Annotated in this window: 8 protein-coding genes; 6 read left to right on the top strand and 2 right to left on the bottom strand. The window is 34.3% G+C overall.

Annotation, left to right across the window (positions count from 1 at the left end):
* Positions 1-849: a T9SS type A sorting domain-containing protein gene (locus Q0772_RS15070; RefSeq protein WP_298346499.1), complete on the top strand. Its 849-nt coding sequence runs from the start codon at positions 1-3 to the stop codon at positions 847-849.
* Positions 850-954: 105 nt separating this feature from the next.
* Here Q0772_RS15070 and Q0772_RS15065 read toward each other — a convergent pair whose 3' ends face one another.
* Complete coding sequence (locus tag Q0772_RS15065; RefSeq protein WP_298346497.1) at positions 955-3393, bottom strand: helix-turn-helix domain-containing protein; 2439 nt, start codon at positions 3391-3393, stop codon at positions 955-957.
* Positions 3394-4289: 896 nt separating this feature from the next.
* Here Q0772_RS15065 and Q0772_RS15060 point away from each other — a divergent pair.
* The 5 genes from Q0772_RS15060 (at position 4290) to Q0772_RS15040 (ending at position 13086) form a co-directional block, all read left to right on the top strand.
* Complete coding sequence (locus Q0772_RS15060; RefSeq protein WP_298346495.1) at positions 4290-6539, top strand: hypothetical protein; 2250 nt, start codon at positions 4290-4292, stop codon at positions 6537-6539.
* Positions 6540-6647: 108 nt separating this feature from the next.
* Positions 6648-8222, top strand: a complete 1575-nt coding sequence (locus Q0772_RS15055) for a class I SAM-dependent DNA methyltransferase (RefSeq protein ID WP_298346493.1) — start codon at positions 6648-6650, stop codon at positions 8220-8222.
* Entirely contained in the window at positions 8212-9468 is a 1257-nt protein-coding gene (locus tag Q0772_RS15050) for a restriction endonuclease subunit S (protein ID WP_298346491.1), read from the top strand. The genes Q0772_RS15055 and Q0772_RS15050 overlap by 11 nt, the downstream gene beginning before the upstream one ends.
* Positions 9465-12677 (top strand): HsdR family type I site-specific deoxyribonuclease, encoded by a 3213-nt coding sequence (locus Q0772_RS15045; protein ID WP_298346489.1) that lies wholly within the window; start codon positions 9465-9467, stop codon positions 12675-12677. The genes Q0772_RS15050 and Q0772_RS15045 overlap by 4 nt, the downstream gene beginning before the upstream one ends.
* Before the next feature lie 121 nt (positions 12678-12798).
* Positions 12799-13086 (top strand): GIY-YIG nuclease family protein, encoded by a 288-nt coding sequence (locus Q0772_RS15040; protein ID WP_298346487.1) that lies wholly within the window; start codon positions 12799-12801, stop codon positions 13084-13086.
* Between the two features lie 96 nt (positions 13087-13182).
* On the opposite strand, the gene Q0772_RS15035 is transcribed toward Q0772_RS15040, so the two are convergent.
* Positions 13183-14514, bottom strand: coding sequence for an exonuclease domain-containing protein (locus Q0772_RS15035; RefSeq protein WP_298346485.1), 1332 nt, complete (start codon positions 14512-14514; stop codon positions 13183-13185).
* Positions 14515-14793 lie beyond the last annotated feature (279 nt).

The raw sequence follows: 14793 nt of genomic DNA, 5'->3' as shown, positions 1-14793 counted from the left end.
ATGATTCAAAAATTATATTTTATACCTATACTACTCATTAGCTTTCATTTGAATGCACAATTCATTGGAGGAAGAGATGATGGAAGTGATATAGCTTCCCTAAAAGGTAGTAGATTAACTGGTGAAATAGCCTCATTTTCTGTAATGTATCAAGGTAATCAAGGTGATGGTCACGATACTGAAATGAATCAACTATTTCTTGCAGGTTCTGATGTTAACCTTTATCACGGAAGTTCGGGTGATGGGTTTTCTATAAATGCGTCTACACTAACTATCTCTGGAAGCAACATCAATAAACTATATGTTGGAAATTCTGGTGATGGGCATTCAGAGAATAACGTGCAATCCATTATTAATGGTACAGATTTAAGTATGCTTTTTACTGGGAATTCTGGTGATGGCGCAGATTACCAAGAACTGAATTCTGTATTCCTTGTAGGGTTTATGAACGCTATTTTTGAAGGCGGCGATGGAGATGGATTTTCTAGTGAATTAAAACCAGGAAATTACCTATCTGGTCTTATGCTAACCTTATTTAATGGGGGTAATGGTGATGGGTTTGCTGTAAATAAATTAACCTCGGCATTAACCTTAGACCTTATTGAACAATTGATAGAAATGGATGTACTCTTATACCCAAATCCAGCAAGTCATATAGTAAACATCAAACCAGGCCAAGGAGTAACCATTACTGCAATTGAAGTCTACGATATAACTGGAAAAGCAGTCCATGTAAACTTATCTATAGACCATACTATCAATGTTAGTAGTTTACCAGATGGTATGTATCTATTGAATATTATTTCAGAACAAGGTAACGTAACAAAAAAATTAATCGTTAAAAAGTAACAAAAAAAATATATTTAAATTTTTTGTAGTTAGTCATTAGTTTAGTTAGTGAAATCAAATTGAGCCAAAAGTATTAGAGATTAAGTGTTAAAATATGCTTTTGGTTTAATTTGATAATGTATTCACCACCAACCTCAATTCCCCATAACTAAACTTATCATCCAACTGATGTTTTAAATCCGATAAATTCTCAAAAGTCGTCTTAGGTATCAAAGCCTTCAATTCTTCGTAATGGTCGGCAGGCATCAAATCTGTTATTTTCACCTCACCAGTAGCCATAAAACTCGCCAAATGCCCAATAATCGTATTGGTATTCAACTCCCTTAAATCTGCAATCTCCTGCACCGTTTTGCCCGTTTGAAATAAGGCTAACGATTCCTTTTTAGTATCACCCTTTTGGCGTTTAGGCTTTGTGGGTGCATCAAAAATCTCCACTTCGGCAGCGGTTTCAATATCGTTTGCCTCACAATACCCTCGAATCACTTTTAAAATAGCAGCACCATATTTCTCTACGCGGGTTTTCCCCATACCATTTACCTTAAGCAATTCCGCTTTGTTGGTGGGCAGGGTTTCACACATGGCATACAACGCCTTTTGGGTGAAAATCTGAAAATGCACCAAACCCTTCTCCTGCGCAATATTATTTCGTAATAAGCGTAACGTTTCAAACAGCTCTACATTACTCGTCCCTTCAACAACAGTCTTTCTCGCTTTTTTAGGCGCTTCCTTTCCAGAAAATACAGCTTTGGCCCGCAACTCCAAAAATTTACGTGCTTCAAATCCAGTGTCTAACCCTTTAAAATACAACAGCTTTACCGTCAATAAATCCTCAAAAGCATCCAAATGTTTGGTAATCTCACCACCTACCGCTTGGTTATCTGTAGTAAAGGCAAAGGTTTTTAAAGGCGCTAAAATCTTAGTATCGGTTTCTGCTTTAAAATAAGCAATACCCTTTTTAAAACGCTCTTGAATCAAAACACTGTCTTCAGGCAAACCACCATCCAAAGCAAGTTGTTGTAACTGAGTATTAAACCCATTAGCCACTTTCAAAAAGTTAGTAATACAATCTTTAATAGGTACAAAAATGTCTTCTACCTTCCCTTCTACCACCGTTCTATTTTTATAATACACATCCAAAATCCTGTTCAACGGATACAAAAACCCATAAAACTCAAAAATCTCAGCAATCAAATCCAACTGAAACTGCTTCTGCGAATCCGCCAAAACCGTTTCATCGGGCGCATTCTCCTCAGCAGCCTCATTAAAACGCGTTACATTACCATCGCTAATAATCTGGCTAGCATGTATCTTGCTCTTCAACACCAAACCTTCTAAGGATTTACATCTACTCAAAGCCACATAAGTTTGCCCATGCGCAAAAGCACCAGCCGCATCAATAATAGCCTTTTCAAAGGTTAACCCCTGGCTTTTATGTATGGTAATACTCCACGCCAGTCGTAAGGGCATTTGGGTGTACGATCCTATTTTCTCTTCAGTAATCGCCTTCGTTTCCCTATCAACCGAATAATTAATATTCTCCCAAGTTTCCGGCGTCACGTTAATATTAAAATCATCCTCAGGGCAATGCACCACCACTTCATCGCGGTCCAACAAAATCACCTTTCCAATCTTACCGTTAAAATACCGTTTCGCAGGGTCGCTATCATTCTTCACAAACATTACCTGCGCCCCAACTTTCAATTCCAAATCCACAGCATTCGGGTAGGCATATTCCGGGAATTTACCATCCACTTCCGCCCTATACGTAAACGGTTTCGTAGTTAATTTTACCAGCTCACTCCTATTGGTCGCCTCCGCCTTATTGTTATGTGTGGTTAAACTTATGTAGCCCCCATCAGGAGCTGGCGTAAAATCAGGTATAAAGCGTTTATTCAACTCATCCGCAGCCCTTTGGCTCAAGGCATTGTTGCGTATCTCATTAAGTATTTCAATAAATTTCGGGTTCTCCTGTCGGTAAATATGCTGCAACTCAATAGTAATCGCATTACAATCTCTAAACGCCATACTACTAAAAAAGAAACCGTTGGCATAATGTGTTTTCAACAAGTCCCACTCTTGTTCTTTAATCACAGGGCTTAGTTGTTGCAAATCGCCAATCATCAACACCTGCACACCACCAAACACCTTGTTACGGTTTCTATAACGGCGTAAGGTGCGATCAATCCCATCCAGCAAATCGGCGCGCACCATACTAATCTCGTCAATCACCAAGAGGTCCATACTCTTAATAATATTAATCTTCGTCTTGCTAAACTTGCGGTTAAACCCCTTGCTGGCATTCAAATTTGTATCCGGTAAAATCGGACCAAAAGGCATCTGAAAAAACGAATGTATCGTCACACCCTTCGCATTAATCGCCGCCACACCCGTAGGCGCCACCACCACCAAGCGCTTTAAACTATGCATCTTCAAACGGTGCAAAAACGTGGTTTTACCAGTCCCCGCCTTACCCGTCAAAAAAATAGAACGGTTGGTATTATTAACAAACGCCCACGCCAAATCCAGCTCTTTATTCTCAGCCATCAAACACTTAAAAATTTTAAAAATTGAAGATACTAATTCTGAATAATCTTTAGGGCGGGTTTTTGCCGAAAAAAGCAAAAACCGCGCTATCCACTATATCTTTTGTTTTTGTCATTCCTGCGAAGGCAGGAATCCATAACACGCTCTGTTCAATATTTAAAATTCAGTCCAACCCCTTACAAAAACAAAAGGATGCCGCTACTATCGCTCCCGCGGGGCGTGTCTGCCAAAGCCATATACCTACACAAATTAAAAGCTAATCAAAATAATTAAGTACCAAACACTTCTGTAACATTCTAAACATTCATAAAGTCATTTCGACGAAAGGAGAAATCACATCATATAATCATCATAAAATAATGCGATGTCTCAATCGTACCTCATTTCGACATGACAACAACGTTTTTTATATGGTGCAAATAGAGACGCCACAACTATCGCTCCCGCTGTACTTGTATGTTAAAATCCACTCTCAACAAAAACCAAACCCATTTACAAACGTCATTACAAGGTGGGAAGCGGTCTCATCATAAACCGTCATTGCGAGGAGTCCCGATAGCTATCGGGACGACGTGGCAATCTCATGAACAAAAACCTAAACCACAATAAACTTCTATTTATAAACTATCAATACCTTATTTTTTTTGAAGTTTTGTCTAATGAAAACTTATAAATTTAACAGTTTAAAGAATTTATCTTCAGTTTATCCAAAAATTTATAAGATAATTCTTAATATAAATATATTAGTATTCTCCTTAAGTGTACCATTTTTCTAATGGTAGATAATTACTTAGTTTTTATTTAAAGGTATAAATAGCAAAATATACCTTTTGTTGGGTATGGTTTGCTATTGTACTTGTTATTAATTTTAACTAATAACCAAAACCAACTGGATTATGAAAACTTTATTGACTTTATTTTTTGTGATATTTTGTGTATTCACAATAAATGCGCAGAAACTTAAAACCAAAGTGATTTTACAAGAGACTTATGGATTGAGTTATGACAAAGCAAATGATTTATTTACAATTTGTGAAAAGACGACTTCTTTGAATAAAATATGCTCTCAAACACTCTTACCTAATGATAATATTTTCGTTTTTCAAGAAAAATTAAAAGAAACTTTAGATAAAAGCGTAAGTAGTTTTAAGTTTAAGATCTTTGATAAAGACTTATTGCTCTCAGAATTAAAAAATATTGATTTTACAAAAATCAGTTTTAATTTAGATCCTTCAAAGGTTTCAACAGTACTCCAAGAGGTTGAGTTTAAACTAGACAATGCTCCTGAAGGTTTTCCAAAATTTAAAATTAAAAATGCTTCCAGTGGTGTTTTCGAATTATCTGCTAAAGATATAATCAAGCCTATTAAAATAAATTATGCGAATGATATAGTAGCTAATAAAACTAACTTTATCACTGTTATTCAATCTCAAATTGACTCTAAAAAAGATGAATTAGCTAACTACTTCGAAAAGAAGATAAGATCAAAATTCACTTCGTTATTAGCTGAACTTTACAATACAAAAATTTCAAATAATGCAGACTATAAATTTTTAACATCAGAATCACTTACCGATACTAGTAGCCCTCCAGATAACACATACAGTTTTTACTATTTGTTTAATAATAAGTCTATAAATATTAAAGTTTGTAAAGTAAGTGATGATAGTAGCTGTAAGATCTATGGCCCGTATAGTTTAGAAATATCCGAAAATGAATTTGTAAATAGTATAATAAAACAACACGGTGTTTTTATAGATGGCAATGATAATAATCAAACGACTATTGGTAAGATATACTATATGTTAATAACAAAAAAACAAAACTTAAAGACAGAAGCTTTAAAGCAGGAAATTAATGACTCCATTACAAATATTTTTGAGAAAATAGAAAACGCAAAAAATACATTTAGCGGTCAGTTTGTTATAAACAGAAAAGTTCCTTTGTATAAGAGTAAATTATTAAAAAAAAGATGGTACTGGTTAGATAAATATGGAAAGCTTGAAATTAATGAAAATGTTGAATTGCTTATTGATTCCGTTAATATTCGTTTCTTTAATAATAGAGCAGATGATATCACAATTGTAGGACGTTTAAGTAATGATAAAGAGAATACAAGAGTTTTTACTAACAGAAATTATAGTTTACCCCTACGCGAGTTTACCCATAGAGTACAAACCAATTCCTTAATTGATAAAGACAATGATACACTTACCTATTATTATGATGATATCTTAGATTTTTTACCGTACAAAAAATATAATTATGCCGTAAAGAATGGTGAAATGAAAATTGGGTTAGGAGACAGTACGAAAGTAGTTGAACGTAAAATTGGGGACTATTTCACTGGGATATTCTTTTCAGATTTCTTAGGGTTAAATAACAATAATAGTAATGGTTTAATTATTGCAGAAGGACGAATACGAATACCTTGGCATCTAAGGAACTATAGAAAGGCAACATTGTTTGATAATATTACAGCTTATGCTTCAGTAAATCTTTTTAGTGGTTTTGAAAATAATTCTCGTAAAGTTGAATTAGAAGATACTTTTGATGCTGATGAAACATCTGAAGTTAATGCTGAAAACTTCACAACAGATAACTTTAATTTATTATCTAATAATAATATTGATGCAGGTGTACTTATTACTCCGTATACTTTTGAGTGGAAAGGTGCATCTACGTTTATTCATTTACGTTACGGATTAAGATTCCTAAGAACAGGTATTGAATATAATTTAAAGGAACGTGATACAATAGTGAGTAATAATGTACCTACTATTGAAGAGAAAGTATTAGAACGTAAAAGTTTCCAAGTGTTTTCTATAGGTCAAGAATTAGAAATAAATTTTGAAATTAGGCCACAGTCTAGTGTTGGCGCAGACATGACTGTTGGGTTAAATTGGTTTAGAGCAAATGGGACTAATAAGAATGATGTCGATTTTTCAACAACCAATAATTCTCCCAATTTAAAAGTAATGGCGAATATATATGCCCTAACAAATTCTGAGGATAGTAATTCGGGTGTATATTTTAGATTAGGTGGTCATTACAATTTAGGAACCTACAAGGTATTTCCTCAAATAATGGTTGGTTATGCTACAAATTTGAGCTCTTTTGTTAATAAGTTAAAAAAGGAAGATTAAAATTATTTATACTTTAAATTGATGTTTTAGCTAATCGATTTTTATAAAATTCATAATAATTAAGAGTAGAAATAACACTATTTTTAAAGCTGAAACAAAAACTACTTAATGGCAAAACAAATAAAAACCAAATCTATAGAAGAAAGCCTTTGGCAATCTTGTGATAAATTAAGAGGTTCCGTAGAACCCAGCGAATACAAACACGTAGTTTTAGGACTTATCTTCTTAAAATTTGCCAGCGATAAGTTTGAAGAACGTAGAGAAGAACTCATTGAAGAAGGAAAAGAAAAATATGTAGAAATGAAAGACTTCTACAATATGAAAAATGTCTTTTTCTTAAATGAAACCTCACGATGGAACTTCATAAAAGCAAATGCAAAACAAGACGATTTAGCGCTGAAAATTGATACTGCTTTACACCAAATAGAAAAAAATAATCCTGCACTTAAAGGTGCCTTACCAGATAATTATTTTTCTAGATTAGGATTAGACAAAACCAAACTCGCTTCGCTTATTGACCAAATAAGTGAAATAAACACTATTGCCGACAAACAAAACGATATTGTAGGACGTGTGTACGAATATTTCTTAGCCAAATTTGCCATTAAAGAAGGAAAGGGAAAAGGAGAATTCTACACACCAAAAAGTATTGTAAACCTCATTGCCGAATTAATAGAACCCTACCAAGGTATTATTTACGACCCTGCTTGTGGTTCTGGTGGTATGTTTGTCCAGTCTGTAAAGTTTATAGAAAACCACCACGGAAACAAAAAAGAGGTATCTGTATATGGACAAGAATACACCAATACTACCTATAAACTAGCTAAAATGAATTTAGCCATACGTGGTATTGCTGCCAATTTGGGTGAAAAAGCAGCCGATACTTTTGGTGCTGACCAACACCCAGATTTAAAAGCCGATTTTATAATGGCAAACCCACCGTTCAACCAAAAGGATTGGCGTGGTAAAGACGAACTCATAGACGACCCACGCTGGCAAGGGTACGATGTGCCGCCAAAAAGTAATGCTAATTATGGTTGGATTTTAAATATGGTATCTAAACTCTCCGATAATGGTATAGCTGGTTTTATATTGGCAAATGGTGCACTCTCGGGTGGTGGTGAAGAATATAAAATTAGAAAAAAACTAATTGAAAACAACTTGGTAGAAGCTGTTGTGATTCTGCCACGAAATATGTTTTATACCACAGACATTTCTGTAACGCTATGGATTTTAAATAAGAACAAAGCTGAAAAAACAGTAAATAAAGGAATTGAAACTCGTGAGTATCGCAACAGAGAAAACGAAATTTTATTTATGGATTTACGCCAAAAAGGCGAACCATTTGAGAAAAAATATATTCAGTTTTCGAATACGCAAATAGAAGACATTGCCGATACGTTCCATATCTGGCAAACACGAGTCATTGCGAACAAAGTGAAGCAATCTCATTATAAGGACATACCAGAATATTGCTACGCTGCTTCCAAAGAGGAAGTCATTAAAAAAGACTACTCTCTAGTACCAAGTAAATACATTGAGTTCGTAAACCGAGATGAAAACATAGATTTTGACACCAAAATGAAAGGCTTACAAACCGAACTGAAAGACTTGTTAGCCCAAGAAGAAGCCTCAAAAGCCGATTTGCAAAACGTTTTTAAAGCATTGGGCTATGATTTATAAACGTTTAGGCGATTACATACAACCTGTAAATATTAGGAATAAAGAGTTAGAGGTTACTACTTTGTTAGGTGTAAGTATCAGAAAAGTATTAATGCCTTCTATCGCCAATACTATTGGGACGAATATGAAAACTTATAAGATAATTGAGAAAAATCAATTTGCTTATGGTCCAGTAACTTCTAGAAATGGAGATAAAATTTCTATTGCGCTTTTAGAAGATTTTGAAAAAGCCATTGTTTCGCAAGCATATACTGTTTTTAAAGTAATTGATGAACAAGAAGTTCTACCTGAATATTTAATGATGTGGTTTCGTAGACCAGAGTTTGACCGTTTTGCTCGTTTTAAATCTCATGGAAGCGCAAGAGAAGTTTTTGATTGGGAAGAATTATGCGACACCCAATTACCCATCCCATCCATAGAAAAACAACAACAAATTGTAAACGAGTACAACACGATTACCAACCGCATACAACTCAACGAAGAAATAAATACCAACCTAGAAACTACTGCACAAGCTTTATACAAACATTGGTTTGTAGATTTTGAGTTCCCAAATGAAGATGGAAAACCTTATAAATCTTCTGGTGGTAAAATGTTGTATAATGAAGAGTTGGATAAAGAGATTCCTGTTGGTTGGAGTGTGGAGAGAATAAATACTATTGCCGAAATCATTGATGGTGATAGAGGAAAAAACTATCCTAGTCAAGAACATTTTTCAGAAAAAGGGCATTGTTTGTTTTTAAATGCAGGTAATGTAACAAAAACAGGATTTAACTTTTCAAATATTAGTTTTATTTCAAAAGAAAGAGATGAACTTCTAAGAAAAGGGAAGCTACAAAGAAATGATATAGTTTTAACGTCAAGAGGTACAGTTGGAAATATCGCTTTTTATTCGGAAATAATTGAATATAGTCATCTTAGAATAAATTCTGGAATGGTAATTTTTCGACCTAAAAACAATAGTTATTCATTATTTACATATTCTTTGATGAAAAGCGATTCAATGAAAAAAGATATTTCCAATTTTATGTCTGGCTCTGCTCAACCTCAATTACCAATAAAGGACATTTTAAGAATTCCTATTATTGTACCAGAAAATAAAAGCATATTTTTCTTTAATTCTAAAAGTATAATTATTCAAGATAATATTGAAATAAAGAAAAAAGAAAAAAGAAGTTTAATAAGATTACAAAGTTTGTTATTAGCCAAAATGACTCAAGTTGAATTAAAAACACAAGTCGTATGAGTCAAAAATTTACAGAAGCACAATTAGAAAATGTTTTTGCTGAGTTATTGGCAAATGAAGGCTATCCACATAATTTGGGCACTACCCTAAATCGTGCAGAAGACGAAGTGCTATTGGAAGACGATTTGCGTTCGTTTTTGGCAACACATTATGCTAAAGAAAACATCACTACTACAGAAATAGATGGTATTATTCTGCAATTAAAAACCTTACCTGCTTCAGATTTATACGAAAGTAACAAACGTTTTATGCGTATGCTTTCGGATGGGTTTATTCTAAAAAGAGAAGACCCCAACCAAAAGGATATCTACGTTCAATTAATCGATTTTTCAGGTTTAGAAAAACAAGTTCAAAGCGCAACTGTAGAAACGATTGTAGTTGCAGAACCTCAAGCAAATTATGGAGACAAGAACATTTACAAGTTCGTCAATCAATTAGAAATTGTGGGCAGCCACAAACGTATTCCAGATGGTATCTTATACATTAATGGTTTGCCTTTAGTGGTATTTGAATTCAAAACAGCTATTCAAGAAAACACGACTATTCATAACGCTTATGTACAGTTAACAACACGATATAAGCGAGATATTCCGCAATTGTTTATTTACAATACGTTTTGTGTGATTAGTGATGGTGTGAATAATAAAGCAGGTTCGTTTTTTGCACCGTATGAATTCTATTATGCTTGGAGACGCGTTTCTGGGTTAGCATCAGATGTAGATGGCATAGATTCTATGTTTACTTTGGTTCAAGGCATGTTGCACAAAAATCGTTTGCGAGACATTATTCGCAATTTTATTTACTTACCAGACAGCAGTAAAAAAGACGAAAAAATTGTGTGTCGCTATCCACAATATTATGCAGCTAGAGCTTTATATGAAAATATAAAATTGGCTCAAAAACCAGATGGAAATGGTAAAGGTGGAACTTATTTTGGTGCTACAGGATGCGGAAAGAGTTTTACAATGTTGTTTTTAACGCGCTTATTAATGAAAAGCGAGTATTTTAAAAACCCAACCATTGTTCTTATTACAGACCGAACCGATTTAGACGACCAATTATCATCACAATTTACAAACGCAAAAAATTATGTGGGAGATAATGGCATTGTAAGTGTTGAAAGTCGCAGTCATTTAAGAGAGCTCATGCAAGGTTGCGAATCTGGTGGTGTGTTTTTAACAACCATCCATAAATTTACCGAAGACTTAGAATTACTTACAGAACGTACTAACGTGATTTGTATTTCTGACGAAGCACACAGAAGTCAAACCAACTTAGACCAAAAAATAAAAGTTACCGAAAAAGGGGTTAAGAAAACCTATGGTTTTGCTAAATACCTACACGATTCTTTGCCTAACGCCACCTTTGTTGGATTTACCGGAACACCAATAGATGCAACTTTAGATGTATTTGGTAAAGTGGTAGATTCTTATACAATGACAGAATCTGTAAAAGATGAAATTACGGTAAGAATTGTATATGAAGGAAGAGCTGCAAAAGTTATTTTAAACAATAGCGAACTCGAAAAAATTGAGAAATACTATGAAGAAGCTGCCGAAGCTGGAGCAAATGAATATCAAGTAGAAGAAAGCAAAAAGCAATCGGCAAATATGAATGCTATTTTGGGCGACCCAGACGTGCTCAAAAAAATAGCAGTAGACTTTGTAAATCATTATGAAAACAGAGTTAATGAAGGCGCTACTGTAAAAGGTAAAGCAATGTTTGTTTGCCCAAGCAGACCTATTGCTTATGAATTGTATAAAAACCTAATGGCATTGCGACCAGAATGGGCTGAAATAAAACAAGCTGAAGATGGAGCTGAATTGACAGACAAAGACAAACGAGAGATAAAACCAATGGAACGTGTTAAAATGATAATGACACGTGGTAAAGACGACCCAAAAGCATTGTATGATGCTTTGGGTACAAAAGAATACCGAAAAGAACTTGACCGTCAGTTTAAAAACGAAAAATCAAACTTTAAAATTGCCATTGTTGTCGATATGTGGTTAACAGGTTTTGATGTTCCGTTTTTAGATAGTATTTATATTTACAAACCAATTCAGCAACATAATTTAATTCAAACTATTTCGCGCGTTAACCGAAAATTTGCAGGTAAAAACAAAGGTTTGGTTGTTGATTATATTGGTATTAAAAAAGCTATGAATATGGCTTTAGCTAAATATGGTAAAGGCGACCAAGATAATTTTGAAGATATAGCGTCTTCGCTAATTATAGTTCGTAATCACTTAGATTTATTAGGTAAGTTTTTCCATAAGTTTGATAATAGCAAATACTTTAATGGTTCTGCATTAGACCAATTAAATACTTTAAATCAAGCAGCCGAATTTGCACAAGTAACCAAAGAAGCTGAAACACGTTTTATGGGCTTAGTTAAAAGACTAAAAGCAGCTTATGATATTTGTGCAGGAAGCGAAAAACTCACTCAAACCGAAAGAGATTATACACATTTCTATTTAGCAGTACGCTCTATTGTTTTTAAATTAACAAAAGGAGATGCTCCAGACACCGCACAAATGAATGCTAAGGTGCGAGAAATGATAAAAGATGCATTGCAAAGTGATGGTGTAGAAGAAATATTTAAACTAGGCGAAAACACAGAAGCTGAGCAAGACATTTTTGATGATGATTATTTAGCCAAAATAGACAAGATAAAATTACCAAATACTAAAATTAAACTACTTCAAAAACTACTAGCAAAAGCTATTGGAGAAATGAAGAAAGTAAATAAAATAAAAGGGGTTGATTTTACTAAAAAGATGGATTCATTGGTGGCTAGGTACAATGACAGAAGTGAAAATGACATTTTACGAAGTGAAGTCTATGAAGAAATGGCAGAAGCATTAACCGAAATGATAATGCAAGTACGTGATGAATTCAACGCTGGAGACGAACTTGGAATCGACTTTGAAGAAAAAGCCTTTTATGACATTTTACTTGAGTTATGTGCTAAATATGATTTCACATATCCAGAAGATAAGTTAATTGAGTTAGCTAAGAAAGTGAAAGAATTAGTAGACAGTCAAGCAAAATTCCCTGATTGGAGCAAACGAGACGATATTAAAGCAGCTTTAAAAGTTGGATTGATATTACTTTTAGACGAATTTGGATATCCGCCTGTAGAGAGAGACGAAGTTTATGAGGAAATATTCTCTCAAGCGGAGAATTTTAAGAAAAATGCCCGTTAATAATTTATTTAAATGTCATTCCGAGGACGAAGGACGAAGGAATCTATTAAATTAGTGGTGATTATAGGAGCAGATCGCTTCGTGCCTCGCGATGACAGTAAAAACGAAATGACGTGTAAACATGAAACCTGGATACGTTTACATACTAACCAATAAAAACAAAACAACACTTTATGTTGGGGTAACAGCCTATTTAAAAGAGCGTATCATTCAGCATAAAGAAAAGTACGATAAAAAATCATTTTCAGCACGCTATAACTTAAACAAGTTGGTCTATTACGAAACATTTCAAATGATTGGAGATGCCATTGGAAGAGAAAAGCAGTTAAAAGGAGGTAGTAGAGCTCAAAAAATAGCTCTGATAGAAAGCTTAAATCCTAATTGGGATGATTTTTTTGATGATTTATAACGTCATTGCGAGAAGAGAAGCACGAACGACGAAGCAATCTCATGATTGAATACGATAAAAATTGACAGATTGCTTCGTGCCTCGCAATGACTTTTTTCAATTCAAAACCCGCCTAATAATCTTCTGCACATCACTATTATCCTGTTGCCGTATTAAAAAGGTTTCTAAATCTTCGGTGGTATTAATCTGTTCGGTTTTATCAATAAAACCATAACCCAAATAGGTACCTTGTTCTATCATAATAAAGGCATCTTCGTACTCGTAACGTCCTTTTTGTTTTAAAACCACATCTTTTTTGTTGGTTTTGATGCTCTCTATAGATTGTAAAACACGTTGGTTATACTGCTCAACAGCTTCTTCGTCTTTACAAATCCCATTACAAGTATGTATTTTAAAATGGTTGCAAGTGCTAACGTTTTCCTGTAAATGGCAATACTTTGGGCAGAGTTCAAATTGGCTACACAACTGTTCTATCTCTTGGCGGCATTCTGTTATAGTATGTAAAATCAATATCGGGTTTGGTGTCGCTTTAAGCGTGTTATAGGCCAAATGTAAAATCCCTTTTCTATCGGTATAACTAAAAATAGCATGCATTTTAGGCGCACGTTTTGCCACTTGGTTGTATTCTGGGTAATGCTGTTTTATGGCAGCATCTTCCATAAGTAAGGCTATTAATTCGCTACCAGAGAGTGCAAAATCAATATCGGCAGTCTCACGACACATCGCCAAAGATTTCTTCGTCTTACTATAAAAATGACTTAACACACGCTTTTTAATATCTTTCGCTTTCCCCACATAAATAATCTTCCCCTTTTTATTTTTAAAATAATACACACCAGGCGTATTGGGTAAACTATTAAAAACAGACGTTGGTAAATGAGAAGGCAATGTCGCTTCCTTAGACGATTTTTTTAAGAAATCATTGAACACCGTTTCCGCATGATCTTGAGCTAGTAAAAGTTCAAATAAAATAACAGTAGCTTCAGCATCACCTCGCGCTCTGTGACGATCTGCAATATGAATATGCAACGCATTGCACAATTTCCCTAAACTATAAGATTTATGCCCAGGAATCAGTTTTCGCGCCAACCGAATGGTACATAACTTTTTTCTATTAAAGTCAATTCCAACAGCTTTAAACTCATTCCGAACCGCGTTGTAATCAAAATTCACATTATGCGCTACAAAAATACAATGATCTGTAAAGTCAAAAATAGCCTGTGCAATCTCTGAAAACGTGGGTGCATCAGCTACCATTCCATTATCAATACCCGTAAGTGCTGTAATATAATCTGGAATAAGCATCTGCGGATTAATCAAAGACGTAAACTCATCAATAACCTGTGTCCCATCATATTTAAAAATAGATATCTCAGTAAGCTTGTTGCTTTTACCTGTGGTTTCAACATCTATAATGGTGTATATCATAGTTATAATAATCTGGAGCATTTTTAAGGAGACTAAAGATATTAATTATAATTTGAGAATAAAACAACAACAATAAGTTATGTCTAAACAGCGAGGTACGAGTAACACAAAATCAAATAAAGAATTTGAATAGACTTAGTCATGTCGAACGTAGAGAGACATCTCACACGCATAATAGAACACTATTTAATTCAATAAAAAGCAAAAAAAATCCCGATACAAAAAATGTATCGGGATTCAAAAAAGGCGACGACCTACTCTTCCACAAATGTAGTACCA

The sequence above is a fragment of the uncultured Algibacter sp. genome (assembly GCF_947490405.1).
Classification (GTDB): domain Bacteria; phylum Bacteroidota; class Bacteroidia; order Flavobacteriales; family Flavobacteriaceae; genus Algibacter_B.
This window is presented reverse-complemented; position numbering and strand designations above follow the sequence as displayed.

Bases quoted from the DNA above. Each gene is read 5' to 3' on its own strand.
- Q0772_RS15055 (WP_298346493.1), top strand. From the start codon at position 6,648: ATGGCAAAACAAATAAAAACCAAATCTATAGAAGAAAGCCTTTGGCAA.
- Q0772_RS15040 (WP_298346487.1), top strand. From the start codon at position 12,799: ATGAAACCTGGATACGTTTACATACTAACCAATAAAAACAAAACAACA.
- Q0772_RS15045 (WP_298346489.1), top strand. From the start codon at position 9,465: ATGAGTCAAAAATTTACAGAAGCACAATTAGAAAATGTTTTTGCTGAG.
- Q0772_RS15065 (WP_298346497.1), bottom strand. From the start codon at position 3,393: ATGGCTGAGAATAAAGAGCTGGATTTGGCGTGGGCGTTTGTTAATAAT.
- Q0772_RS15050 (WP_298346491.1), top strand. From the start codon at position 8,212: ATGATTTATAAACGTTTAGGCGATTACATACAACCTGTAAATATTAGG.
- Q0772_RS15070 (WP_298346499.1), top strand. From the start codon at position 1: ATGATTCAAAAATTATATTTTATACCTATACTACTCATTAGCTTTCAT.
- Q0772_RS15060 (WP_298346495.1), top strand. From the start codon at position 4,290: ATGAAAACTTTATTGACTTTATTTTTTGTGATATTTTGTGTATTCACA.
- Q0772_RS15035 (WP_298346485.1), bottom strand. From the start codon at position 14,514: ATGATATACACCATTATAGATGTTGAAACCACAGGTAAAAGCAACAAG.